At 53.4% G+C, this 24,809-nt stretch carries 25 protein-coding genes; 11 read left to right on the top strand and 14 right to left on the bottom strand.

Annotated elements, in window-relative coordinates; genetic code table 11:
* The first annotated feature begins 33 nt into the window (after window positions 1-33).
* Genes G4V39_RS04200 through G4V39_RS04185 form a run of 4 tightly spaced genes read left to right on the top strand, consistent with a single transcriptional unit; the run spans window position 34 to window position 4,963 of the window.
* Entirely contained in the window at window positions 34-1,311 is a 1,278-nt protein-coding gene (locus G4V39_RS04200; RefSeq protein WP_166031746.1) for a competence/damage-inducible protein A, read from the top strand.
* Window positions 1,268-1,840 carry an RNA 2',3'-cyclic phosphodiesterase gene (gene thpR, locus G4V39_RS04195; RefSeq protein ID WP_166031745.1) on the top strand — a complete coding sequence of 191 codons (573 nt, stop codon included), beginning with the start codon at window positions 1,268-1,270 and terminating at the stop codon, window positions 1,838-1,840. The genes G4V39_RS04200 and thpR overlap by 44 nt, the downstream gene beginning before the upstream one ends.
* The gene (gene queF / locus G4V39_RS04190) at window positions 1,837-2,226 is read left to right on the top strand and encodes a preQ(1) synthase (RefSeq protein ID WP_166031744.1); all 390 of its coding nucleotides are present in this window, start codon (window positions 1,837-1,839) and stop codon (window positions 2,224-2,226) included. The genes thpR and queF overlap by 4 nt, the downstream gene beginning before the upstream one ends.
* A complete protein-coding gene (locus G4V39_RS04185) occupies window positions 2,204-4,963 on the top strand; it encodes a PocR ligand-binding domain-containing protein (RefSeq protein ID WP_166031743.1) in 2,760 nt (919 codons plus the stop codon). The genes queF and G4V39_RS04185 overlap by 23 nt, the downstream gene beginning before the upstream one ends.
* Before the next feature lie 2 nt (window positions 4,964-4,965).
* Here the strand turns inward: G4V39_RS04185 and lepB are convergent, their stop codons facing one another.
* Window positions 4,966-5,589, bottom strand: coding sequence for a signal peptidase I (gene lepB, locus G4V39_RS04180; RefSeq protein WP_166031742.1), 624 nt, complete (start codon window positions 5,587-5,589; stop codon window positions 4,966-4,968).
* A 13-nt stretch (window positions 5,590-5,602) separates the two neighbouring features.
* Window positions 5,603-7,405 carry a translation elongation factor 4 gene (gene lepA / locus G4V39_RS04175; protein ID WP_166031741.1) on the bottom strand — a complete coding sequence of 601 codons (1,803 nt, stop codon included), beginning with the start codon at window positions 7,403-7,405 and terminating at the stop codon, window positions 5,603-5,605.
* 159 nt (window positions 7,406-7,564) lie between these two features.
* Between lepA and pilM the strand changes: the two genes are divergently transcribed.
* From pilM to G4V39_RS04145, 6 genes are read left to right on the top strand one after another with little or no spacing between them, the layout of a single operon-like run.
* Window positions 7,565-8,641 (top strand): type IV pilus assembly protein PilM, encoded by a 1,077-nt coding sequence (gene pilM, locus G4V39_RS04170; protein WP_166031740.1) that lies wholly within the window; start codon window positions 7,565-7,567, stop codon window positions 8,639-8,641.
* Entirely contained in the window at window positions 8,638-9,207 is a 570-nt protein-coding gene (locus G4V39_RS04165; protein ID WP_166031739.1) for a PilN domain-containing protein, read from the top strand. Before pilM ends, G4V39_RS04165 begins: the two co-directional genes overlap by 4 nt.
* Window positions 9,179-9,847 (top strand): type IV pilus inner membrane component PilO, encoded by a 669-nt coding sequence (locus G4V39_RS04160; protein WP_166031738.1) that lies wholly within the window; start codon window positions 9,179-9,181, stop codon window positions 9,845-9,847. Before G4V39_RS04165 ends, G4V39_RS04160 begins: the two co-directional genes overlap by 29 nt.
* Entirely contained in the window at window positions 9,831-10,301 is a 471-nt protein-coding gene (locus G4V39_RS04155) for a pilus assembly protein PilP (RefSeq protein ID WP_181494209.1), read from the top strand. Before G4V39_RS04160 ends, G4V39_RS04155 begins: the two co-directional genes overlap by 17 nt.
* The gene (locus tag G4V39_RS04150) at window positions 10,294-11,667 is read left to right on the top strand and encodes a tetratricopeptide repeat protein (RefSeq protein WP_166031736.1); all 1,374 of its coding nucleotides are present in this window, start codon (window positions 10,294-10,296) and stop codon (window positions 11,665-11,667) included. Before G4V39_RS04155 ends, G4V39_RS04150 begins: the two co-directional genes overlap by 8 nt.
* Window positions 11,657-13,438 carry a hypothetical protein gene (locus G4V39_RS04145; protein WP_166031735.1) on the top strand — a complete coding sequence of 594 codons (1,782 nt, stop codon included), beginning with the start codon at window positions 11,657-11,659 and terminating at the stop codon, window positions 13,436-13,438. The genes G4V39_RS04150 and G4V39_RS04145 overlap by 11 nt, the downstream gene beginning before the upstream one ends.
* Here the strand turns inward: G4V39_RS04145 and G4V39_RS04140 are convergent.
* From G4V39_RS04140 to rpe, 8 genes are all read right to left on the bottom strand, one after another.
* A complete protein-coding gene (locus tag G4V39_RS04140; RefSeq protein WP_166031734.1) occupies window positions 13,420-14,439 on the bottom strand; it encodes an NAD(P)H-dependent glycerol-3-phosphate dehydrogenase in 1,020 nt (339 codons plus the stop codon). The two genes, G4V39_RS04145 and G4V39_RS04140, sit on opposite strands and share 19 nt — an antisense overlap.
* On the bottom strand, window positions 14,436-16,865 hold the full coding sequence (gene gyrA, locus G4V39_RS04135; RefSeq protein ID WP_166031733.1) for a DNA gyrase subunit A: 2,430 nt from the start codon (window positions 16,863-16,865) through the stop codon (window positions 14,436-14,438). Before gyrA ends, G4V39_RS04140 begins: the two co-directional genes overlap by 4 nt.
* Before the next feature lie 34 nt (window positions 16,866-16,899).
* The gene (nikR, locus tag G4V39_RS04130; RefSeq protein WP_166031732.1) at window positions 16,900-17,319 is read right to left on the bottom strand and encodes a nickel-responsive transcriptional regulator NikR; all 420 of its coding nucleotides are present in this window, start codon (window positions 17,317-17,319) and stop codon (window positions 16,900-16,902) included.
* A 10-nt stretch (window positions 17,320-17,329) separates the two neighbouring features.
* Window positions 17,330-18,067 carry an outer membrane protein assembly factor BamD gene (bamD, locus tag G4V39_RS04125; RefSeq protein ID WP_246169745.1) on the bottom strand — a complete coding sequence of 246 codons (738 nt, stop codon included), beginning with the start codon at window positions 18,065-18,067 and terminating at the stop codon, window positions 17,330-17,332.
* The gene (trxB, locus tag G4V39_RS04120) at window positions 18,067-18,987 is read right to left on the bottom strand and encodes a thioredoxin-disulfide reductase (protein ID WP_166031730.1); all 921 of its coding nucleotides are present in this window, start codon (window positions 18,985-18,987) and stop codon (window positions 18,067-18,069) included. Before trxB ends, bamD begins: the two co-directional genes overlap by 1 nt.
* A gap of 5 nt (window positions 18,988-18,992) precedes the next feature.
* Complete coding sequence (gene trxA / locus G4V39_RS04115) at window positions 18,993-19,322, bottom strand: thioredoxin (protein WP_166031729.1); 330 nt, start codon at window positions 19,320-19,322, stop codon at window positions 18,993-18,995.
* Between the two features lie 75 nt (window positions 19,323-19,397).
* Window positions 19,398-20,738, bottom strand: a complete 1,341-nt coding sequence (radA, locus tag G4V39_RS04110) for a DNA repair protein RadA (RefSeq protein WP_166031728.1) — start codon at window positions 20,736-20,738, stop codon at window positions 19,398-19,400.
* Window positions 20,728-21,387 carry a ribulose-phosphate 3-epimerase gene (rpe, locus tag G4V39_RS04105; RefSeq protein WP_166031727.1) on the bottom strand — a complete coding sequence of 220 codons (660 nt, stop codon included), beginning with the start codon at window positions 21,385-21,387 and terminating at the stop codon, window positions 20,728-20,730. The genes radA and rpe overlap by 11 nt, the downstream gene beginning before the upstream one ends.
* Before the next feature lie 101 nt (window positions 21,388-21,488).
* Between rpe and G4V39_RS04100 the strand changes: the two genes are divergently transcribed.
* Complete coding sequence (locus G4V39_RS04100) at window positions 21,489-22,133, top strand: anthranilate synthase component II (RefSeq protein ID WP_166031726.1); 645 nt, start codon at window positions 21,489-21,491, stop codon at window positions 22,131-22,133.
* Here G4V39_RS04100 and crcB read toward each other — a convergent pair.
* The 4 genes from crcB to alr are packed head-to-tail and all read right to left on the bottom strand — an operon-like array spanning window position 22,130 to window position 24,793.
* Window positions 22,130-22,498 (bottom strand): fluoride efflux transporter CrcB, encoded by a 369-nt coding sequence (gene crcB / locus G4V39_RS04095; protein WP_166031725.1) that lies wholly within the window; start codon window positions 22,496-22,498, stop codon window positions 22,130-22,132. The genes G4V39_RS04100 and crcB overlap by 4 nt on opposite strands.
* A gap of 6 nt (window positions 22,499-22,504) precedes the next feature.
* Complete coding sequence (tatC, locus tag G4V39_RS04090; protein ID WP_166031724.1) at window positions 22,505-23,251, bottom strand: twin-arginine translocase subunit TatC; 747 nt, start codon at window positions 23,249-23,251, stop codon at window positions 22,505-22,507.
* A 3-nt stretch (window positions 23,252-23,254) separates the two neighbouring features.
* Window positions 23,255-23,611 (bottom strand): Sec-independent protein translocase protein TatB, encoded by a 357-nt coding sequence (gene tatB, locus G4V39_RS04085; RefSeq protein ID WP_166031723.1) that lies wholly within the window; start codon window positions 23,609-23,611, stop codon window positions 23,255-23,257.
* 3 nt (window positions 23,612-23,614) lie between these two features.
* The gene (gene alr, locus G4V39_RS04080; protein WP_166031722.1) at window positions 23,615-24,793 is read right to left on the bottom strand and encodes an alanine racemase; all 1,179 of its coding nucleotides are present in this window, start codon (window positions 24,791-24,793) and stop codon (window positions 23,615-23,617) included.
* Between the last annotated feature and the right edge of the window lie 16 nt (window positions 24,794-24,809).

Raw genomic sequence — 24,809 nt, 5'->3', positions numbered from 1 at the left:
TGACGCCTCTTATCAACTGGGATAAAAAGAGACATGGCCCAGGGGGAGATAATTGCCATTGGGGATGAGCTGGTCTCTGGTCGGGTGACTAACACGACTAGTTTTTATCTGGCCAGACGTCTTTTTGACTTGGGCTATCCGGTGGGCCGTATCCTGACCATAGGGGATGATCCGTCCGAGATCAAAAACTCCCTGAGAAAGGCCCTCTCCCGGGCCGATTTCGTCCTTGTCTCCGGGGGGCTTGGCCCCACAGCTGATGATATCACCAATGAGGCCGTGGCTGCGGCCCTTTCCCGTAAGCTTCGTTTTTTCCCGGAGATTATGGATCGTGTGGAGGCCCGCCTCAGGGAACTCGGCCGAGAGCTCCTTCCCAGCCACCGTAAACTGGCTCTCCTGCCTGAAGGAGCTGAGGTTCTTGATCAGCAGGGTTGCGCCGCCGGATATCTTCTTGTAGAGGCCGGCAAACCCCTTTTTTTCCTCCCTGGTGTTCCCAGAGAGCTGGAGGATCTCTTTGAGCGGGAGGTCGTCCCCCGGCTGAAAAGCTTTATCCCTCCGAGGCTTTTTATCCACCAGATAATTATTAAGGTCTTTGGCCTTCAGGAAACCGAAGTTAACCTCCGGCTGGCCGAAATTGCCGACTCCCTCAAGGCCCTCAAGGTGGGCTACTATCCAGTCTTTCCGGAGGTCCACGTCACCTTGACCACCCGGGCCCGGGACGATTCCACCGCCCAACAGCTTCTGGAGGAGGCCACCCAGGCGGTTCGTCAGGCCTTAGGACCGTTTGCCTTTGGGGAAGGAGAGGAAACCATGGAGTCAGTGGTTGGTCACCTCCTCCAAGAAAAGAAGGTCCGGGTGGCCGTGGCCGAATCCTGCACCGGAGGGCTTATAGCCTCTCGCTTTACCCGGGTCCCGGGGTCCTCGGCCTGGTTTGACAGGGGAGTGGTTACGTACAGTAACCAGGCTAAAACAGAGATCCTTGGAGTCCCCTCGGAGATCATCGAGACAAAGGGAGCGGTTTCTCAGGAGACGGCCGAGGCCATGGCCCGGGGAGTGCTAACCCTTTCGGGGGTGGATTATGCCCTTGCGGTTACCGGTATCGCTGGACCATCTGGCGGCAGCCCTGAGAAACCAGTGGGTACGGTGTTTATCGGTTTGGCGACTAAAGATAAGGTCCTGGTGAGGCGATTTCGGTTTTCAGGCACTCGGCACATGATCCAACTTATCACTTCGGAAACAGCGCTTGACTGGCTTAGAAGACATCTGGCCTATGGTGAGGACTTTCCTGGCTATCCCTCTACCTGCTTCGGTTAAAGAGACCTTGGCTCGACTTATTAAGGAGCTCAGAGAGACCTCGGCCGACGTCCGTTGGGTTCGACCGGAGGGGATTCACCTGACCCTCTGGTTCTTTGGTTCTCTAAGTGAGGACCGCCTTGCTCGCCTCAAGGAGGCCCTGGCCCGGGAGAGCCTGGGTGAATCTTTCCAGCTTAAAGGACAAGGCCTCGGTACCTTTCCCCCCGGGGGGCGTCCCCGGGTAATCTGGGTGGGGGTCTCTGGAGATCTTGATCGCCTAAGGGAGCTTAAAAGAAGGCTAGATAAGATTGTGGTCCCTTTAGGCTTTGAACCGGAGAGGCGGCCCTTTACCCCTCACTTTACCCTGGGGCGGGTTAAATCCACTCGGGGGCTGGCCCGGCTTCTTAAGGCCCTTTCCCACCTCAAGGAAGCCGTTAGTCTCCCTCCTTTTGAGGTGCGAGAAATTGTTCTTTATCGAAGTGATCTTCGGCCAGACGGGGCATGCTACACACCCCTTAGACGCTATCCCCTTCAAGGAGGAGGGTCATGAAATATGGTGAAGAGGCCATCTCCCAGGCCCGACTTGAACCTTGGGAAAATCCCTTCCCTGGACGAAACTATACGATTGAAATCACCTTTCCAGAGTTCACCTGTCTTTGCCCGCGTTCTGGATATCCAGATTTCGCCACCATCAAGATCAGCTACGTACCCGACCAGCTAATTGTGGAGCTCAAGAGCCTGAAGCTCTACCTTAATCGCTATCGTAACCAGTATATCTCCCACGAGGCGGCGGCCAACCAGATATATTCTGACCTTTATGAACTACTTAAACCAAGATATCTTAAGGTGGTAGCGGATTTTCATCCTCGAGGAAATGTCCACACTGTAGTTACTGTGGATAGCCGAATGGCCGATGAAACAACTTCAGCTGGATAGTCTGCTGCCTCTGGGCCCGGTAAAAAGGCTTTTGAAGAGTTTCGCCCGGGCCACAGGGGTGGCGGTGGTTCTTCTTGATGCTGAGGGTAACTACCTGACCTCGGTGAATTACTCCCGCCTGTGTCGTCGCTTTCATCTCCGATATCCTGAAGGCCGCGAGCGTTGTCAGTTGTTTGCCAAAAACCTAGGGCGGGACAGCTTTGTTCGGGGCGAGATCATTATCCGTCAGTGCCATAACTATCTTTATGACGGGACGGCCCCGATCATCATCGAGGGCCAGTGTCTGGGGTTTGTGGGCTGTGGACAGGTCTTTATAGAGCCTCCAGACTATGAAACCTTGGCCCGGGAGCAGGCAAAAAGATATAAAGTTCCGGTAGCCGAGTATCTGGAGGCCTTAAAGGAAATCCCCATAATTCCTGAGGAACGCTTCCGTCATATCCTCATACTTCAGCAGGAGCTGGCTTCATACATCTCCTCCTTGGCTTACTCTTCCTTGAAGCAAGAGGAGCGGCTCCGCAGCGAACGTCAGGCCTTGGAGCGAGGAAGAAGTGCCCTTTTCCAGATTTTTGATCACCTTCGCAACCCCATCTACTCTATTGACCGCAACTGGCGCATCACCTATGCCAACCAGGCCCTAAGGAGATTGGTGGAGAGGAGAAGCCTGGAAGGTGAACAATGTTATCGCCTTTTTTTTAACCAAAGTAAGCCCTGTCCGTGGTGTTTTATCAAGGATATCCTCCACGGGGGGCAGGTCCGTTTGGTGAATGTCAGGCTAAAGGGGAGAGAATTTGTCTCTCTGGGAGTCCCCTTCCCTGATCCTGAGGGAGATACCTGGGTGGTCAATACCTTCTATGATGTGACCATTGAGGAAAGGTGGCGTCGGGCCCTCCGGAAGATAAACTCCTGTCTTCTTTCTCTTGGTACGGCCTTCGATAAGAATGTCACCCTTTTGGTTAATACGGCCCTTGATCTTCTTGAGGCCCGGGCCGGGGGTTATCTCCGCCTTCAGGAAGGGAGCTTCAGATCCTTTTATTCTTCGCCTCAAGGAACCAGTCTCCCCCCGGGGCTTCTGGAGTTCAACTTTACTGGAGAGCGTCCCATGGAGGTGGTGGCTCGAGGAGAGGCCTTCTATGTTCTGGCTGGAGTGGGTCTTAAGGGGCAGCCGGTAGGCCTTCTCTGGTTTCAGCTTCCCTTTAAGCCAGGTGTTCAGAACCTGGAGATGGCTACTATTCTGGTTGAGGCCTTACGTCGCGAGGAGGAGCGTTGTCGGTATCATCAGGCCCTGGAGACGAATTTAAACCGCATGAGAGCCCTTCTTCGAGCCATTCCCTTTACTATCTTCCGTCTTGACAACAAAGACCGCCTTATTGAATGGAGTGCTGAAAATCCGCCTGATTTTCTGAGCGAGGCCACCCTAGGCAAGAGACTGGATAAACTTTTTGATTCCCGTATCGGTCGGAGTTTGCTCAAGAAGGTCCGTCAGGCCAGGGAGAGGCAGGAGATAACCGGCCTGGAGTTTGAGATGGAGACGGCTCAAGGGAGCCGTTATTACCGGAGCCATCATTGCCCTGTAGAGGGTACCGGTGAGGTGGTCTCGGTAATTGAAGACATTACGGAAGATCGCCTTCTTCAGGACAACCTCCTTCAACTCCAGAAGATGGAGGGTCTAGGACGCCTGGCAGGGGGGATCGCCCATGACTTTAACAACCTTCTGATGGGGATTATGGGGCAGGCGGAGCTAATGCTTCTGGAAAGCGATGCTTCCGGTCAGCGTCGGGCCAAAGAAATTATCAACACCTGTAAACGGGGGGCTGAGCTAGTCCAGCAATTGTTGGCCTTCGGTCGCCGCCAGGAGCCCCAATTCGAAGTTCTTGACCTCAATAGGCTCCTGCAGGAGATGGCCCTGATGCTTACTAGGCTCATCGGGGAGGATATCGAGCTCAATTTGGATCTTTCTCCAAAGCTCTGGTCCATTAAAGGGGATCGGGTCAAGATCCAGCAGGTTATTCTTAACCTGGTGGTCAATGCCCGGGACGCTATGCCTCAAGGCGGCGTCCTGACTGTTCGGACGAAAAACAAACGTCTGGGAGGCCCTAAATCTTTTCCGCGGGGCCATTATGTGGTCCTCTCCTTTGAGGATACCGGATCCGGGATCCCTAAACACCTTTTGCCCCTCATCTTTGAGCCCTTTTTCACCACCAAAGAGGTGGGGCAGGGAAGCGGCCTGGGGCTGGCCATTGCCCATAGCATTGTTACCCAACACGGAGGCTTTATTGAAGTCTCCTCCGAGGGAGGGCAGGGAACGGTCTTTTCTATTTATTTCCCCCGAACCAAGGCCCGGCCTAAGGAACCCAAGATAGAAAGACCCTTTCGGCCCCAGGCCTCCTCAGGACGGATTTTGGTAGTGGATGACGAGGAGTCCGTCTGTCAGATCTTGCGGGATATGCTAGAGAGTCTAGGCTACCAGATAGATTTTTCGCTATCCGCTGAAGAGGCCCTTTCCCGATTAAAAAAGGCCCCTTATGACTTATTGATTACCGATGTGGTTATGCCCCAGATGAGCGGGCCGGAGCTGGCCTTAAAGGCCCAGAGGATACATCCGGAGATAAAGGTCATCTATATTTCTGGCTACGCCGGTGAACTTCTGGCCCGATACGGGGTCCGTCCGGAGGACTGTCTCTCCAAACCCATTACTCTGGAGGCCCTTTCCTCCAAGGTAAGAAGGGCCCTTCAATAATTTTAGTGAATGAGATGGCCTATTCGGCGCCACCTTATCCGAAAATGTTCCCGATCCCAGGACCAATAAATAACGAAGGCCTTACCCTTAACGTCTTTAAGGGGGACAAAGCCCCAGAAGCGGCTGTCATAGCTTTGGTCACGGTTGTCTCCCATGACAAAGAGATATCCGGGAGGGACTCTAACGGGAGGCATGTTGTCACGAGGTTGGATATTTCCGGGGATAATTTTAGGATCAGTGTGGATGACATAGGGTTCTTCTAAGGGGCGTCCATTGACATAGACCTGTTTGTTGATGATCTCGACTATATCTCCACCGATACCGATGACTCTCTTAATGAAGTCTTTGTGGCGATCAAGAGGGTAGATAAAGACAATGACATCGCCCCGCTGGGGAGTTTTAAAGGGAATCCAGGTCTCCCGGGTCAGAGGGTTTCTGACCCCATAGATGAACTTGTTGACCAGAATATGGTCCCCTACCAAGAGAGTGGGAATCATAGACCCCGAAGGGATCTTGAAAGCCTGGACGATAAAGGTCCGAATGAAAAGGGCCAACACCAGGGCCAGGAGGATAGCCTGGGCGTATTCGCGCAATGTCTGAGCAAGATTTTTTTTCTTCTTGGGCAATGAAAACCCTCCTTTAGATCTTCAGTACAGCCAGAAAGGCCTCCTGGGGGATTTCCACCCGGCCAAATTGTTTCATCCGTTTTTTACCTTCCTTTTGCTTCTCTAGGAGCTTTCGTTTCCGGGTGATGTCTCCTCCGTAACATTTGGCGGTGACGTTTTTCCTCAAGGGCGGGATACGCTCTCGGGCGATTACCCGGCTTCCGATGGCCGCCTGGATGACTACCTCAAAGAGTTGGCGGGGTATGACCTCTTTGAGCTTGGCTGCCAGATCCCGCCCCCGATAGTAGGCCTTGTCACGATGAACAATGGCCGAAAGGGCATCTACCGGCTGTTTGTTGATATAGATATCGAGCTTGACCAGATCAGATGGCCGGTAGCCTATGGGTTCATAGTCTAAAGAGGCATATCCCCGAGAGACGCTCTTTAAGCGATCATAGAAATCTAACACCACCTCAGCAAAAGGAAGTTCATAGACCAGAAGAACCCGTCCTTGAGAGATGTAGCGCATCTCCTTCTGTTCGCCTCTTTTTTCTTCGCAGAGCTTGACCACAGGACCGATATACTCCTTGGGAATGTAAATGTCAGCCCTAATGTAAGGTTCTTCGATTTGAGTGATTCGATCCCGGGGGGGAAACTTGGCCGGATTATCCACATAGATTTCCTCCCCGGAGTTGAGAGTTATTCGGTAACGGACAGCCGGGGCGGTGCTGATAAGGTTTAGCCCGAATTCTCTTTCCAGTCGCTCCTGGACGATTTCCATATGCAGGAGCCCCAGAAAACCGCAGCGAAAACCAAACCCTAAGGCCTCGGAGGTTTCGGGTTCATAGGAGAAGGCCGGATCATTGAGCCAGAGTTTCTCCATGGCCTCCCTCAGGGCCTCATACTGGGCTGTTTCCACCGGAAAGAGGCCACAGAAGACCATGGGCTTGACCTCCCGGAAACCTGGCAGGGGAGTGGCCGCTGGCTGATCGACCTCGGTCACAGTGTCACCTATTTTCGTATCCCGGACCTCTTTGATACTGGCAGCAAAAAAGCCCACCTCTCCCATAGAGAGGCTCTCCACCTCTACCGGATGAGGGGCAAAGATCCCCACCTTGGTTACCTCAAAGGTCTTACCTGTGGACATCATCTTGATTTTCTGACCCTTGTAAATCCGCCCATCGACCACTCGAATAAGGACTACCACCCCCAGATAAGGATCAAACCAGGAGTCAAATATAAGGGCCCTTAGAGGACCCTGAGGCTCCCCTTTTGGTGGGGGAATTTTTTTGACGATAGCTTCAAGGATTTCTTTGGTCCCAATGCCTTCCTTGGCGCTGGCCAGGATGGCCTCGCTGGCATCAAGGCCAATAATCTCTTCGATCTCGGCCTTGACCCTTTCTGGATCGGCCTGAGGCAGATCGATCTTGTTGAGGACAGGGATAATCTCCAGGTCGTTTTCCAGGGCCAGGTAGACGTTAGCCAGGGTCTGGGCCTCCACTCCCTGGGAGGCATCTACCACCAAGAGGGCTCCCTCACAGGCAGCCAGGCTGCGGGATACCTCATAGACGAAGTCCACATGTCCCGGGGTATCAATGAGATTGAGTGTATAGGTATTGCCGTCTTCGGCTCGATAAGTGAGTCGGACTGTCTGGGCCTTAATGGTGATGCCCCTTTCTCGTTCCAGATCCATGCGATCAAGATACTGCTCCCTCATCTCCCGGGAAGACACCGTTCCCGTGGCTTCGAGCAGACGATCAGCCAGGGTAGACTTCCCGTGATCCACGTGGGCGATGATACTGAAGTTACGGATAAATCTGGGATCTATCTTGGCCATAATCTTTACATTCCTAAAAAGGACTCTGAGGCCCTTATGAATTTCTTCCCTCTGGTCGATGTATTAGGTTAGCTGACAAAAATGCGGTTGACATGGGCCAATAGATAAATGTTAAGGTCGCTTGGGCAAAGTTAATCCAAAAAGGAACCGATCAAATCTATGTTTTCCGGGCTCGCTAATCTTTTAAAGATTTTTAAAAGACAACGCTCTCTGGTCAGCATTGATATGGGCTCTCGCTACATAAAGCTCCTTGAGATAGAAGGCTCGCCTGAGGCCCCCCGTCTTCGCTCTATGGGTATGGCCACTCTGCCCTTGGGGGCCATTGTGGATGGGATCCCCAAGCAGAGGGCGGTAATCAAAGAGCGCCTAGAGGCCCTTATTAATAATCTCAAGGTGGCCTCAAAACAAGTCTCTCTGGCCATCTCCGGCTATTCAGTGATTATCAAAAGGATCAATCTTCCTCGGGAAAGAGAGGCCGATCTTCCTGAAGGCCTGGAGGAGGAGGCCGAGTCTTACATTCCCTTTGATCTGGAGGAGGTCTATCTGGATCACCATCTCTTTAATCCCAGACAATCAGGTAATCTGGACCTTCTTCTGGTGGCCGCCCGACGAGAGATTATTGATGAATACTCTTCTCTGGCTATGGAGGCCGGGGTGGTTCCTTCTGTAATTGGGGTGGATGTCCTTTCCCTTTCCAATACCTATGAGTTCTGTCAGGGCTCAAATGGTGCGGCTTTGGTAGATATAGGGGCCAGTAAGATGACGGTCTCTATCTGGTCCAAAGGGGGGCCCATTTTTGTTCGTGACGTGGCCCAAGGGGGAAGCCAGCTGACCAGCGATATCGCCAAAGCCCTGGATATTCCCTTTGAAGAGGCTGAAAGATTGAAGATCACCATTTCTCCTCAAGACCAGAGATTTTCTAAAATCAGGGAGGTGGTGGAGGAGGCTCAGAAACGCTGGATTAAAGAGGTCAAGAAGGCCCTTGAATTCGCGAAAGTAAGCTTCGGAGACTTGGATATTTCAGCCGTCTATCTGGTGGGAGGATCTGCCCGGATCAAAGGCCTTCTTGAATCCTTCCGTCAGGGTCTAGACTTTGAGGTTCACCTTCTAGATCCTCTGGCCTCTTTAGAGGCCGATTTTCAAAAGATAGATGAGGATTATGTCCGTCAGGCATCGATTCAGATGGGAGTCTGCCTGGGCTCCAGCCTGGCAAACTTGATAACTGAAGAGTCATGATCAGGATCAACCTCTTACCCCAGAAGACCGTTTCCTCCAGACAGCGACAAAGGGATATTATTCTTTACTCGGTGATTGCCGCCTTGGTCCTTTATCTGTTTCTTCTCTTACTCTGGGGGATACTACTTCTCAACAAGGGGCAAAAAGAGAGGGAACTTCGCCTAATTCAGGCTGATTACAACAAATATAAAAAGATATACGCCAAGGTCTTAGATATTGAGAAGAAAAAGAAAATTATCACTAAAAAGATAAATCTTATTAAGGACCTGACCGGTCGCAGAGAAATTCCGGTCCGGGTCCTGGATGTGGTGGCCAGCAAGCTGCCTGAAGGACGGCTCTACCTCACTTCCATTACCCTTGAGGGAGATGAGGTCCTTCTTGAAGGCGTCTCCCTAGATAACTTGACTCTGGCCCTCTACATGAGACAGATCGAAAGCTCTCCTTTCTTCCGGGACGCCATTCGGGTGGTCTCCGAGGAGAAAAAGGTGGGTAGCAAAAGCGTCACCAGCTTTAAGTTCCGGGTGAAAGTGGTTGCCTATGAACAGGCTAAAGCAGCAACTAAATAAACTGATAGGCAATATAGAGGCCCAGGAGCGAAGGACTAAGATCCTCTTAGCCCTTTTGGTTTTTGTCTTTGTGCCTGTCCTTTTCATTAATTTTCTCCTTCTGCCCACGATGGAGGCCCTGAGAAGGGTAGACGCTCAGTGTCAGGGCCTTAAGAGGCAAATTGAGATCCTCAAGATCAAGTCGGCCACCATTAACAAGCTGGCCAAGGAAATGCGGGATGAAGAGAGGGTTTTTGAAAAGGTAAGTGCGATTTTGCCCGACAAAAAAGAAATCTCCTCGCTTCTTGAGCTGGTGGCCAAGGCGGGAAAGATGTCTGGGCTGGAGTTTGTTCGTTTTGAGCCTCAGGAGGAGGAGGCCAAAGAGGGGTATGCGGCCATTCCGGTGAAGGTGTCTGTAAGGGGAGGATATCACTCCTTGGGGATCTTTTTTGATGAGATTAAGGATCTTGATCGCTTGGTTCTGGTTCGATCCTTCAAAATAGTTGGTCCTAAGGAGGACAGCCCGGAGATGACCCTTACTGCTGACTGCGAGCTAATGACCTTCCGTTTCATTGAGGAAGCGGAGGCTAAAAAGGCTCAAGAGGAAAAATCAGGGCGAAAAAAGCCTAAAAAGGGGGCCAGACATGCCTCCAAGAGGTAAATTGCTTGCCCTCATCTTGGGATTCTTATTCGTCTATGGGGTCTCTGTTTCTTGGGCCATAGACGAGGAGATTCTTCTCCTTTTGGGGATCACCTCTAATTTTCACTACAATCCGGCGGGAAAGCCTGATCCCTTTGTTCCCTTTTATCTTCCGGAGTCCCAGCCTAAAAAGTCTCGTTTCAGGACTTCGCCCCTAGAAAGCTTTCCCTTGAGCCAATTTCGTCTAACGGCCGTGGTCTTCTCTGAGGGGCAGGCCATGGCTATGCTGGAGGACCCTACCGGACGAGGTTACCTGGTTCGCAGGGGGACTTTGGTGGGGGTGGAGCGAGCTAAAGTCAGCCGGATAACCTCCAATAGCCTCGTCCTGGAAATCAGGACCAAGGCCTGGGGGAGAGAGATAGTCAAGAAGATTGAGCTCAAGCTCAAGATAGGAGGAGAGGATAATAATGGTTAGGATATTAACCTTTTTGGTCTTTACTCTTACTCTCCTCAATTCACCCTTGGTCTGGGGAGACTATGTTTCCGAGATAGGGCTCCAGGCGGAGGGGAAGGGGCGAGTGGCTCTGATCATCCGGGGAAAGATAGGCTCAGTGGACAGCAAGCTAAAGAGGTCTCCGGCAAGAATAGAGATTCGTCTCCGGGGATTGGCTAGCGAGTCCAAGGGGCTCCCCTCTCTTCTTTCGGGTGATCGGGGGCTGATCAGCAAGGTTCTTATCACCCCTCGAGGGAAGGATCTAATGATCCGCCTGTTTCTTCTTGATGATCAAAATGTTGCCTATCGGGTTTTGAAAGCTCGGGAAGGGGTGCGGGTAATAGTCTGGAAAGAGGGGCAGGGGCCTGAGGGATCTTCGGGGCTTTCTCCTGAAGTTCGTAAGATATCAACCTATAGCGGACAGCGGATTACCGTAGATTTCTATAAGGCCGATATTCACAATGTCTTCCGGCTTCTAGGGGACATAAGTGGTCGTAACTTTATTGTGGATGAGGGAGTAAAGGGCACGGTGACTCTTTCCCTGAAGGACGTGCCCTGGGATCTGGCCTTGGAGTTGATTCTTGACCTCAAGGGGCTGGAGAAGGAAGAGCGTCTAAACACTATCCTCATAAGGCCTCACTCCCCTAAAAAGGAAGGGCAGACTAAGACAGGAGAGGCTATCGGAGAACTTAAGACCAAAATCGTCAGTCCAGAGGTCATCCAGATGGCCCGTATCATTCGGGCGGAAAAGAAAGCCCAGCATGAGGCCCGGGAGCTGGTAGAAAGGGCCTGGAAGCTGGAGAAGGCAGGCAGATCCCTTGAAGCTATTGACCTCTACGAACAGGCCTACACCCTTAACACCGAGGCCGTGGATATAGCCAAGAAACTGGCCTACCTTCACTACCAGACAGGCAATTATTTTAAGGCCGCCTTTTACAGTCAGGCCGTACTTAAGCGGACTCCTCTGGATGCCGAGGCCGCCCTTTACGGGGCCTTGGCCGAGGCCTCCCTGGGTAATGCCGAGTTGGCGGAGACCCTCTTCCAGAAGGCCCTAACCGGACGTCCCCACTTAGCAGAAGTTTATTACAACTATGCGGCCTTCCTGGAGAAGCAAGGCCGCTTTCCTGAAGCCCTTAAGTTTTACCAGCGTTATGAAGAAGAGGCCGGCCCCAGCCTTCAGGTAGCCGTGGCCAAGGCCAGAGTCTGGGAGAAGATAGATCCCGGCCAGGCCTGCAGCAGTTATGATCAGCTTCTTCAGGGAGGTTTCCGACTCCCGGAGGCAATCAAGAAGATAATCAAAGAAAAGAGGGATAAAGTCTGCCAAGGAGGGGAGCAAAATGCACCGTAGGGTGTCTTGGATACTGGTCATCTGGAGCCTGTTTTTCATCTGGGGCTGTGCTACCACCAGCCCCCCGGTAGAGGAACAAAGTGAGATTACCATTCCTCAAATACCTAAGGCCAAAGAGGCCAAAAAAGTCAAAAAAGAGGCTGCTATTCCCAAAAAGAAACAACTTTCTCCAGCCCTGCTAGAGACTCCTCATTTTATGGTTAAGCCTCTTTCGGTGGAGCTTAAGACAGGACGTCCCTATACCCCTGTGGGAGCAGAGATCGTCTCCAAGGGTGGACGGGTTCCTTTAAGACAGGTGATTAAAAAATTAGCCGAGCTGAGAGACATTAGTGTTAGCTGGGCCAGCGACGTAGATCCTAATGTTCTTGTGGATGTGCATATCCGTCCCGAAGATGATCTTTACGAGGCCATCGGAAATGTTCTTCGGCAACATGATTACTTCTATCGTCTTAAGGGAGACACCCTGATCATTAAGTACAAAGACACCAGATCCTACTATCTGGCCATGCCCTTTTTGAAAGAAAGCTTTAACTCCTCTATTGGAGGAGATCTTCTAGGGGCTGGCGGAGAGTCGGCTAAGGATAAAATGTCTTCCCAGCTCCGGTTAGATGTGGATTCTCGTGATACCATCGATTTCTGGAATGATCTGGAAAACAATCTTCTGGTTATCCTAAACGGCGGGACGCGTCCAGAGCAGGGAGAGACCATAAGTCAGCCGCCGTCAGAGCCGGTTATCCCTCCTGGGCTGGGGCAGGGCCCCTCCACCCCGGCTGGCGGTCAGAATCAGACCCAGGAGGAGCCTCAGGGGCCCAAGACCATCCATGGCAAATTTGGCTATTTTACCATTGATCGGCCCATCGGTCTTATCCGGGTAACGGCTCCCCCCCGGGTGCTAGAAGAGGTGGAGCGTTATCTGGCCGATTTGCGCAAGGAGCTCTATCGTCAGGTGGTGGTGGAGGCCAAGATCATCGAAGTCCAGCTCACTCAGGCCACGGCCACCGGGATTAACTGGGATGATGTTCTTCACCGGGTCTTGGAGGCGGCTATCTACTTTGGGAGCGAACCGGTGCTTAAGGCTATAGAAGGGGGGGCAGCGGCCTACACCAAGGTTACTGGTACTAACGCCAGCGAGACCATTGAAACCACTCAGGAGTATCGTTCCCATATCTACCCCTTTAAGGGGGTTAAATTCATCCGGGAAATAAGCCTCCAGCCGCAGACTTTTTCGGTTATTCTGGATGCCCTAAGGGCCTACGGTAACGTTCGCGTTCTGGCCAATCCCAAAATATCTCTACTAAACGGCCACGGGGCCACCCTGACGGTGGGAACAAATATTTCCTATCTCAAGTCTGTATCCTCCACCACCCAGGCCGATACCGGCTCGGTAAGCTACACCTCTGAGACCGATACGGTCTTCTCCGGGGTGGGGATGTCGGTGGTGGCTAATATTGTCAGTGATGACGAAGTCATCCTTTACATCATCCCTGTGACTTCTGTGGTTGAGGATATCCAGTTGGTAGAGATAAGTCAGAATCAGTACGTTCAGCTTCCTATCGTTCGGTTGCGCAATCTGGCCACTTTTGCCCGGGTAAAGGATGGCGAGCTTCTGGTCTTAGGAGGCCTCATCACCCGGGAGGAGCAGAGCCGGAACTCTAAAGTGCCCGGGCTGGGGGACGCTCCAGTGGTGGGAGGGCTTTTCAGACACAAGGCCAAAGTCAAAGAAAGTCGGGAGTTGGTGATAGTCCTTCAACCTCACATTGTCTCCATGTAGTGAGGCATCTCCGGCTTGGGCTCTCGAGAAAGAAGCTCCCTTACGGCCTGGGCCGGGGCTTTGCCTTGATAGAGGATCTCATAGACCTTCTCGGTGATGGGAAGCTCTACAGCTTGAGCCTTGGCCAAGCGGTAGGCAGCCTTGGTTGTCCGAACTCCCTCGGCCACCATCTTCATGCTGGCTAAGATGGCCTCCAGAGACTCTCCCCGGCCAAGTCGAAGCCCCACCTGGCGATTTCGGGACAGAGTCCCGGTACAGGTCAGGACCAGGTCTCCCAGACCCGCCAGACCGGCAAAGGTGAGAGGGTTGGCTCCCAGGACCAGGCCCAGACGACTGATTTCAGCCAAGCCCCGGGTAATGAGGGCGGCCCGGGTGTTGGTCCCAAAGCCTAGGCCTTCGGCGATACCAGCGGCGATAGCCATGACGTTTTTAAGGGCACCGGCCAGTTCTACCCCCACAACGTCGTTGGTGGTGTAAACTCGGAAGAAGGGGGTATGGAAGAGCTCCTGGAGGAGGCCTGCCACTTCAGGGAGGTGGGCGGCCACGGTAACCGCCGTAGGAACCTCTTGGGCCACCTCAGTGGCGAAACTGGGGCCAGACAGGACCCCTACTCGGGCGGCCAGATCCGGAACTTCTTCCTCAATTACCTGGCTCATTCGTTTAAGGGTCTCGGTTTCGATTCCTTTGGTAGCCGAGACCACGGCTCTAAGTCCCTTGGGGATCATGTCTCTGGCTATTCGGAGGGTCTCCCGGAGACCATGAGAGGGGACAACTAAAACTATCACCTCGACTCCAGAGAGGGCTTGGTCCATGTGGGCGGTAACTTTCAGAGTCTCTGGTAGCCGGATCCCGGGAAGATAGACCGGATTTTCGCGCCGGATTATAATCTCTTGGGCCAGATTATCCCTTCTGGCCCAAAGAACTACCGAGAGCCCCTTGCGGGCCAAAAGCCTGGCCAGAGCAGTCCCCCAACTCCCGGCCCCCAAGACGGCGATTTTCATTCTTCCCTCTCGGCCACCCTAGCCACTCCTACCAGTTTTTCTCCAGGTTGGAGGAAGATCAGCCTTACGCCTTGGGCAGCTCGACCATGGATGGGAATATCACTGGCCTTGATTCGGATGATCTTTCCCGTCTGGGAAAGGAGCATGATTTCATCCTCTTCGGTTACTTTAAGAATTCCGGCTACTGGGCCATTTTTGGCCGTAATCCGAACGGTAAGAATGCCTTTGCCTCCTCGGCTCTGGACCCGATACTCCTCGGCCGGTGTCCGTTTGCCGAAGCCGTTCTCGCTAACCGTAAGGATGGTGGCCGTCTCCTCTGGCTCTAGAATCTCCATGGCCACCAGGTAGTCTCCCTCGGCCAGGTCAATGGCCTTAACTCCGGCGGCCTGCCGTCCCATAGGCCGAACATCGCTCTCTCTGAAACGAATTGATTGTCCCTGTCTGGTGCCGACAAAAATGTGCTTTTCCCCAGTGGTGAGGGCCGCGGCCATAAGTTCGTCTCCAGGATTAATCTTGGCAGCAATGATGCCTCCAGACCGGGGGTTTGAGAAGGCTTCAAGAGGGGTCTTTTTGATCAAACCCGCCCTGGTACTCATAACTACGTAGGCCTTCTCATCAAAGGAGCGTATCTTGATGGCGGCATTTATTCTCTCCTCGGACTGAAGGGGCAGGAGATTGACAATAGCCTTTCCCCGGGCGGTGCGGCCGGCCTGGGGAATTTCGTGAACCTTAAGCCAGTAAACCCGTCCAATGTTGCTGAAAAACAGGATGTAATCATGGGTGGAGGCGATGAAAAGGTGTTCGACGAAATCTTCCTCTTTGGTTTCCATTCCGGTGACCCCCCGACCTCCACGTCGCTGGCTTCGGTAGAGAGAGACCGGGTTGCGCTTTATGTAACCCTGATGGCTGATGGTAACCACCATATCCTCCTCAGCAATTAAATCCTCAACCCGAATCTCTCCAGGATCGCTGATAATCTCTGTCCGTCGGGGGTCGGCATATTCTTCCCGAATACTCAAAAGCTCATCCTCGATTATCTTCATTAGTACAGACTCATCTGAGAGTATCTGACGATACCAAGCGATGTTACGAAGAACCTCTTCATATTCGGCCAGGATCTTATCCCTCTCCAGACCTGTCAGACGCTGGAGCCTCATATCCAGGATGGCCTGGGCCTGGATCTGGCTTAGTTTAAAGCGGCTCATCAGGCCCTCTTTGGCCTCTTTGGGGCTTTTGGCGGCCCGGATAAGGGCGATGATCTCATCCAGGTTGGCCAGCGCGATCTTTAGCCCTTCCAGGATGTGAGCTCGTTCCTCGGCCTTTTTGAGATCATAACGTGTTCGTCGGATGACTACGGTCTTGCGGTGTTCAATAAAAAGCCCCAGAAGCTCACGGATGTTGAGTAACTGGGGACGATTGTTGACCAGGGCCAGCAGGATTATGCCATAACTGGTTTCAAGAGGGGTGTGTTTGTAGAGCTGGTTGAGGACCACCGGGGCCAAGTCGGCCTTTTCCCGTTTAAGCTCAATTACTACCCGGAGGCCCTCACGGTCGCTCTCATCACGAACATCGGCAATGCCTTCGATTTTCTTGTTGGCTGCCAGCTCGGCAATCTTCTCCACTAAACGGGCCTTGTTGACCTGATAGGGGAGCTCGGTGATAACGATGGCGGTCTTATGTTTGTCTCGTTCAATAAGGGCCCGGGCCCTGAGTTTGATGATTCCTTTACCACTAAAGTAGGCTTCTTTGATACCGCTTCGGCCACAAATGAAACCAGCGGTGGGAAAATCCGGCCCCGGGAGAAGCTCAAGAATCTCATCAATAGTAATTTCGGGGTTGCGGATCATGGCCACCAAGGCATCAATAACCTCTCCCAGATTGTGAGGGGGAATATTGGTGGCCATGCCCACGGCTATACCCGAGGACCCATTTACCAGAAGATTGGGAACCTTGGTGGGGAGGATGGCCGGTTCCTTAAGGGTGTTGTCGTAGTTGGGGACAAAGTCTACAGTGTCTTTTTCTAGGTCGGCCATGAGTTCATGGGCCAGCTTGGCCAAGCGGACCTCGGTGTATCTCATGGCCGCCGGGGCATCGCCGTCTATGGAGCCGAAGTTCCCCTGACCATCTATCAGGGGATAGCGCATAGTGAAGTCCTGGGCCATGCGGACCAAGGTGTCATAAACGGCGGCGTCTCCGTGGGGGTGATATTTACCGATAACATCACCAACAATACGGGCGCTCTTCTTGTAGGGCTTGTTCCAGTCGTTTTTCAGCTCATACATGGCGTAGAGAATACGCCGCTGGACGGGCTTAAGGCCATCTCGAGCGTCAGGGAGGGCCCGTCCGATGATGACGCTCATGGCGTAATCCAGGTAGGACTTCTTGAGTTCCTCCTCGATGCTGACCGGTTTTATCTCTGCAATCATCTTCTTCCTTCAGAAAACCAGAATTTTTGAGAATTTAGACTAGATCCTGTCCGGTGGTGGTCATGGTTAACTGACAGTGTTTTATTCCTCTGGTGGAGTGGATCCGGTTGGCCAACTCCCGGATGATCTTGGGGTGGCCCTTAACAATGATGACCTCCAGACAGTTGTCGTGGTCAAGATGGATGTGCTGGGCGGCAAGAATGTTTTCGTGGTAATCATGCTGAAGGTCGATCAAACGATCGACCAACTCTCGCTGGTGATGATCATAAACATAGGTGATGGTTCCCACCACTTCTCGGCCGCTAATTTCCCATTCCCTTTCGACCAGCTTCTCCCGGATGAGATCTCTGATGGCCTCGGAGCGATTGGTATAGTGCCTTTCGGCAATGTAGCGATCAAAGGCCTCAATGAGCTCCGAGGGAATAGAGACTCCGAAGCGATAGATCTCTCCCATGTGAAAACTCCTACGAATCCGGACTTTGACCGGGCTGCCAATCTGGCCCCACCTTTGTAGCCACCTTCTTAAGGAGGCTTCGGGCCTTAAGGGCTGTATCAGTGTCGGGATAGGTTTTCAGAAGATACTCCAGCCGGGCATAGGCCGCCCGGTATCTTTTCACCCGGAAGTAATAATGGGCTACATAATACTCGTGAGCAGCCAGATTGTCACGGCAACGGCGGATGCGGCGCCTGGCCTCCAGGCTGTAGGGGCTGTCTGGATATTGTCGGAGAAGGCGTTCGTAGGCCTCTATAGCCTTCCGGGTGTTGGTCTGATCTCGGTCTGGAGAGAGCATCATTCGGTAGTAGGCTGAACCTATCTGGAAGATCACATAAGGTACAGCCTCATTGGTTGGATGGAGTTTCTCGAACTGTTCATAAAGAACAATGGCCTCCTCATAGGAGCCCGAGTAATACTTACAATCAGCCATCTTGAGTTCGGCTAAAAGGGCGTAAGGGGTGGTAGGGTAGCGGTCACGAATGCTCTGGAACTTCTCAAAGGCCACCACATAACGTCCACGCTCAAACTCCCTCATCGCCTCCTGGACTTCCTCAAGGAGGTTTTTGGGGCGAGGGGCAGCCGCCCTTTTGAGCCAGGCCCAAAAGCTCTGGGGCTCCCCACTTGGACCAGCTGGACGATGGAGACAGCCTGTTAACAAGAACAGGCTCAAAACAAGACCTAGGAAGCAGAACCCTGGACGGCTCATCATGCCAGAGAATCCAGATATTGTTCGGCCTGGTAAGCGGCGCAGGCCCCGTCACCACAGGCGGTGACAATCTGGCGACAGGCCTTGACCCGCACGTCTCCAGCCGCAAAAAGCCCAGGGGTTTTGGTGGCCATCTCTGCGTCGGTGATGATAAAGCCCCGATCGTCTTTGTCTACTAACTCTGGGCCAATAAAGTCTGCCTGGGGAATGATCCCTACAAAGATGAAGACCCCACCGACCTCCAGGCGACTCCGCTGACCGGTTTTGCGATTGTAAAGCTGGATGGCCTCCACCTCTGTTTGGCCCTCAATCCTCTCTACCACTGTATCCCAGATAATCTGAATCTTTTCATGGGCCAGGGCCCTTTCTTGGAGGATCTTGGTGGCCCGCAGACGATCGCGCCGATGAATAAGAAAGACCTTCTGGGCAAAGCGGGTGAGGTACAGGGCCTCCTGAACCGCGGTATTCCCCCCACCAACTACAGCGATTACTTGATTCAGAAAGAAGGGCCCGTCACAGGTGGCACAGTAGGAGACTCCCTTTCCGGTTAATTCCTCCTCTCCCGGAACGCCTAACCGGTTAGGACGGGCCCCGGTAGCGACGATAACCGCCTGGGCCCGGATGGGGCCCTGACTGGTTTCTAACAGGAAGGCTTTATTTTCCCGAACCAGTTTCTGGACCTCTCCAATAACTGGTTCAAGGCCAAACCGCTGAGCGTGCTTTAAGAACTGCTGCGAAAGGTCGTAGCCACTTATCCCCTCTGGGAAGCCGGGATAGTTCTCTACCCAATCAGTAGTTAAAACCTGCCCCCCGGCTCCCAGCTTGTCAATAAGGGCCGTCTTTAACCTCGCCCGGGCAGCATATATATAGGCTGTCAGCCCGGCTGGACCGGCACCGACTATGGCCAGTTGGACGTCCATGGCTTCTACTCAAGCACCTTTCTGATGGCCGCTTCAATGGTGGCCTTGGCTACGGCTCCGGTAATCTGCTGGGCTACCTGACCGTCTTTAAAAATGATAAGGGTGGGGATGGCCCTTATGCCAAACTTTCCCGGGGTCACCGGGCTCTCATCCACGTTTAATTTGGCCACCTTGAGCTTGCCGGCATACTCCTCGGCCAGTTCGTCGATAATTGGAGCAATAGCCCGACAGGGACCACACCAGGCAGCCCAGAAATCTACCAACACCGGGGTCTCAGAGTTAATAACCTCCTGTTCGAAAGTGGCATCAGTTACCTGAACTACTTTATCCCCCATGATTTTCCCTCCCGAAGGAATTTTGGTTTGCCATAATACAAGGCCCTAGTGTTATTTGACAAGGCCAATCTCCTCCTAAAAGAAAAGATCAAGGGCCTCTTTCAGAGAATCCGCCGTAAGGATTTCCATATCTGGAAGGTTTTCGGAAGTTCCTCGGGGCACAAGGGCCCGGCGAAAGCCCATCTTTTGGGCTTCCCGGAGCCGGTCCCCGGCCCGGCCCACCCGTCTCAACTCTCCGGCCAGACCAATCTCCCCGAAGGCCAGAAGGTCCGAGGGCAGGGGACGATCGAGATGGCTGGAGGCCAAGGCCAAAGCGACGGCTAGGTCAACAGCTGTTTCCGCCAACCTGATTCCCCCGACTACGTTAATAAAGATATCCCGATCGTAAAGCCGAAGGCCGGCCCGCCGTTCCAAAATGGCTACCAGGAGCGATACCCTGTAGGGATCAAGACCAATGGCCGTGCGGCGAGGAGTGCCCCAGGGGCTTGTCCCCACCAGGGCCTGGATCTCCACCAGGAGGGGGCGGGTACCTTCCAAACAGGCGGTGACCACAGACCCAGAGACCCCGGCAGGTCTTTCGGAGACGAAGATCCAGGAGGGGTTAGTCACCGGCACCAGACCCGTCTCCCTCATTTCAAAGACCCCGATCTCTTGAGTGGAACCAAAGCGATTTTTGACTGCCCTGAGGATCCGGTAGGGGTGCCCTCCTTCACCTTCAAAGTAAAGGACCGTGTCCACCAGGTGTTCAAGGACTCGAGGGCCAGCTATAGCCCCTTCTTTGGTGACGTGTCCAATGATGAAGAGGCTCATCTGTCGGGCCTTAATAAAATCCAGGAGCCTGGCGGTGCATTCTCTAACCTGAGCCACACTTCCTGGGGCTGAGGCCACCTCTTCAGTCCTGATGGTCTGGATGGAGTCAATAATCAGAAGTGCTGGAGACAGATCCTCCGCGGCGGCTGTTATCGCCTCTAAAACCGTCTCCGAAAGGATGAGCAGGTCCTTGGCCAGGGCCCCCACCCGTTCGGCCCGAAGACGGATCTGTTCTGGAGATTCCTCTCCAGAGACATAAAGAACCTTTTCTCCGGTTTGGGCCAAGGCCGCCGCAGCCTGGAGAACCAGGGTTGATTTGCCAATTCCCGGGTCCCCACCGATGAGGACGAGACTGGCAGGAACAAGCCCCCCACCCAGGACTTGGTCTAGCTCTCCGATGCCGGTCTTGAGGCGGGGATATCTTTCGGCCTCAACCGAGGTAATGGGGCTGGCTTCTGGAGGCCGCCGTTTTGAGGGTGGGGTCTTCTCCTGGATCTCTTCGACCATGGTCCCCCAGCTTGAGCAGGCCGGACAGCGGCCAAACCACTTCGGGCTCTGATACCCACATTCCTGGCAGCGGAAAAGGGGGCCTCGCCTACGAGCCATGGGCCAATTCTCTGAGTTTTAGGATGGTCTCCTGATAATTTTGGGTACCATAGATGGCTGAACCAGCGACAAAGATCTCCGCTCCGGCCTGAGATACCTGGCTGATGGTAGAAAGGTTTATACCTCCATCGACCTCTATGGCCACAGAGAGCCCTCGCTGGCTTATGAGTTCCCGAAGACGGGCAATCTTTCTAAGGGAAGAGGGGATGAAGCTCTGCCCGCCAAAGCCTGGATTAACGCTCATTATGAGGACATAGTCTATTTCCTCCAGGATATAATCCAGGGCCTCTAACGGGGTGGCCGGATTAATGGCCACCCCGGCCCACTTACCCAGAGACTTTATCTGTTGGATGGTGCGGTGAAGATGGGGGCATGTCTCTACATGTACTGAGATCCAGTCGGCCCCGGCCTCAGCAAAGTCCTCGATGTACCTCTCTGGGGCCTCAATCATCAGGTGGACATCAAAGGGAAGCTCAGTCGTCGGCCTTATTGCCCTGACCACCAAGGGGCCGATGGTCAGATTGGGAACAAAGTGGCCGTCCATGACGTCTATGTGAATCACGTCGGCTCCGGCGGCCTCCACGGCCCGGACTTCTTCGGCCAGCCGGCCAAAGTCTGCCGAGAGGATGGAAGGGGCGATCTTTATCATGGGTCCTCCTTTACTTGGTTAAAAGACCACAAGATGGTAGCTAATAGCCATGTTTTATGTAACATGTTAACCCCAGCTTGACAGTAGAGGGAGTCCAACCAATGGATGCCAGGCTTGTGGTTATCGATAATTACGATTCCTTTACCTACAACTTGGTTCAACTTTTGGGGGCCATGGGCTGTGAACTCCATGTCTTCCGTAACGATCAGGTGGACCTCCGAACTATCGAATCCCTGTCTCCTTCCCATCTGATTATTAGTCCCGGCCCCTGCACCCCGGCGGAGGCCGGTATCTCAGTGGCCGCCATCCGCCACTTTGCTGGTCGGCTTCCTATCCTGGGTGTGTGTCTAGGGCATCAGAGCATTGGGGTGGCCTTTGGGGGGCGAATCGTTCGGGCCCAGAGGCTTATGCACGGCAAGACTTCCCTTATCTACCACGATTCCCGAACCATCTATACCGGGCTTCCGAATCCTTTTGAGGCCATGCGCTACCACTCCCTTTTGGTTGATGAAGAGACCTTACCTGAGGAGCTGATAGTCACCGCCCGTTCGGAGACCGGAGAGATTATGGGCCTTCGTCACCGCAGTCTTCCTGTAGAGGGGGTCCAATTTCATCCGGAGTCTATTGGCACCTCTTTGGCTTCCTGGCAAAGACTCAATACCCCTCCGCGAGACTGGGATTTTGAATCCGAAGAGATCCCGGAAGGGGTAAGGATTCTCCGCAATTTTTTGCGTTTTTACCGTTAAAGGATCTGGGCCAGAATGCGGCCTATCTTTACGGCTACAAGGCCGGCCACCAGGCTCCCGAAGATGTTACCGAAGGCTTCCATATGGGCGCCGTTTTCCAGAAGCGAGAGGCTCTCATACTCGAAGGTGGAGAAGGTGGTGTAAGCCCCTAAGAGGCCGATGGTGATAAATATTCGGGTCTCCGGAGAAACCAGAAGACGTTCGGTCATCAGGGTGGCCGAGAATCCCAGAAGGAAACTGCCAGATACGTTGACCACAAAAGTCCCCCAGGGAAAAAGGGGAAAAGCGCGGCTTAAAAGTCCGGCCACCAGATAGCGAAGTATTGCCCCCAGGGCTCCTCCCAATCCGACGATAAGTAGTTTCATCTTTCTTTACCTCTGGTTAGCCCTCTCCTCTTGACCTTCCTTGAGGCGCTTGGGGACCACCTGCGTTCCCAACTCATAGAGAAGAATCATGGGGATGGCAAGAAGAAGCTGGGTGAATATATCGCTGGGAACCATCACCGCTGCCAAAAAATAAAGGCTCAACCAGGCCATCCGCCGCTGTCGGCGGAAATATTCTCGGGAGACAAGACCCAGCCGGCCGGCGGCATACATAAGAAAGGGGATCTCAAAGATCAGCCCAAAGGTAAGGATAAGCTTGGCGCAGAAGGTAAGATAACTTTCCACTCGGGGCAGAGCGATGAGGTCCTGATTGGCAAAACCCAAAAAGAAGCTGAGGATGATGGGGAGAACTACCAGAAACCCAAAGAGCCCTCCGGCCACAAATAGCCCCAGGGCTCCCAGAAGGAACTTGCGGGCCAGCCGGCGTTCGTGGCTGTAAAGCCCCGGGGAGACAAAGCGCCAAAGTTCAAAGAGAACCACCGGGAAGGCCAGTATAAGCCCCACCCAGAAGGAGACCTTAAGATAGGCGAAAAAGGCCTCCGGCAAGGCGGTGAAGACCAGGAAGGGATCCTCCCCGGGGAAAGAGCGGGAAAGGGGTTGGGTCATAAGGGCGAAGATCTGACGGGAGAAGGCGTAGGCCAAGACCCAGGCCAAAAGAATGGCCACCACAGCGGTAATCAGCCTTTTTCTCAGCTCAGCCAGGTGAGCGGATATAGGCAGACGGAGAAAATCCATGGTTTAGCCGGTCTCTGAAGTTCGGGGAGGCCTTTCGTTTTTTCCCTCTTCTGGGGGTAAAGGGCCCTCTTTGGGGGGAAGGCTTTCCCCGGTGTCTTTCTCTTTTTGAGGGGCCTTTTCTCCAGGGCCTTCAGAGCCTTTTTCTTCTTGAGGCCTCCTGACGGGCTCATGGAGATCTTCCCAGCGGGGCGGCTCTAGATCCTCTATCTCAAGCTCTCTTTTTACCTCATTGGCGGTCCGGCGAAATTCGGCCACTCCCCTGGCGATAGTCTTGGCCAGTTCTGGCAACCTTTCGGGCCCCAGGACAATAAGGGCCACAATAAAGATAACAATCAGCTCCGGGACTCCGATGCCAAACATTTCCTAGCCCTCAATGAAGACCTTAGAGTTTAACCTCCCTAAAAGACAAAAAAGCTCATAGGCAATAGTTCCTGCCGCCTCGGCCAATGATTCTGCCCGGATATCTCCTTCGGCTCCAGAGCCAAGGAGGAGGACTTCATCCCCTACATCTACTCCTTCTACCTCGGTGACATCAAGAAAAAGGGCCCTCATACAGACAGACCCCACTACTGGCACCCTCTTCCCCCTTACCAGGGCCCAACCCCGGCCTGAGAGTGTTCGCAGGTAGCCATTATCGTAGCCTACCGGGACAACGGCTATCTGGCTAGGCCTTTGGGGCCTGAAGAGCAGCCCATAGCCGACCCCCTGGCCCGGGGAGACCTTTTTGATTTCTATTATTCGACTCAGGACCTTCATGGCCGGTCGAAGCCGAAGGACTTTCTCACAGGCTGGGTGGGGGAGGGCTCCATAGATGGCTATCCCCGGCCTGATAGCAGTAAACCGGGCCTCCGGATAGAGAATAGCCCCGGCCGAGTTGGCTAAATGGGCCAGAGGAAGGGGGTATCCGAGATCCCTTATTCGCTTAAGGGTAGCCTTAAAACGGAAGATTTGTTCGCGGGTGAAAGGTTCTTCCGGGCCGCTTAGGGCCAGGTGGGACATGAGGCCCGTCAGGTTTAATCCTTCCTTTAGAATTGCTTCCAGGGCCAGATCGAGCTCTTTTCCCTCAAGGCCCAGACGCCCCATGCCGGTATCCACCTTGAGGTGAAACGCTGTCTTCGGGGCCTCTTGGGCCAGGATCTGGAGCTCTTTTAAGGAGCTTACCGTGGGAGTAATTCTCCCCCGCACTATCTCTTTAAGCCATTCTCTCTCAAAGCCTGAGATGAGAAGAAGGGGTGTTTTGATCCCGGCCTCTTTTATCTTTAAAGCCTCATCTAGTTCGGAGACTCCCAGGAAGAGGGCCCCCTCTTCGGCCAGCACTCTGGATACAGGGATCAGGCCGTGACCATAGGCATCTGATTTGACAACAGGAATTAGATGGGCTGGGGCCACCAGTTGTTTTAGCTGTCGGAAGTTATACCTTATGGCCCCGAGATCTATTTCCACCCAGACTGGTCTTCTCAGATTCTTCTCCTTTCCCGAAAGCGTCAAAGAGTAATTATTACCTGGGTCGTATTTTCTACTTGGCAAAGAAACGGCACCCATTATACTACTTCCTCCG

It is taken from the genome of Thermosulfuriphilus ammonigenes (genome assembly GCF_011207455.1).
GTDB lineage: Bacteria > Desulfobacterota > Thermodesulfobacteria > Thermodesulfobacteriales > ST65 > Thermosulfuriphilus > Thermosulfuriphilus ammonigenes.
This window is presented reverse-complemented; position numbering and strand designations above follow the sequence as displayed.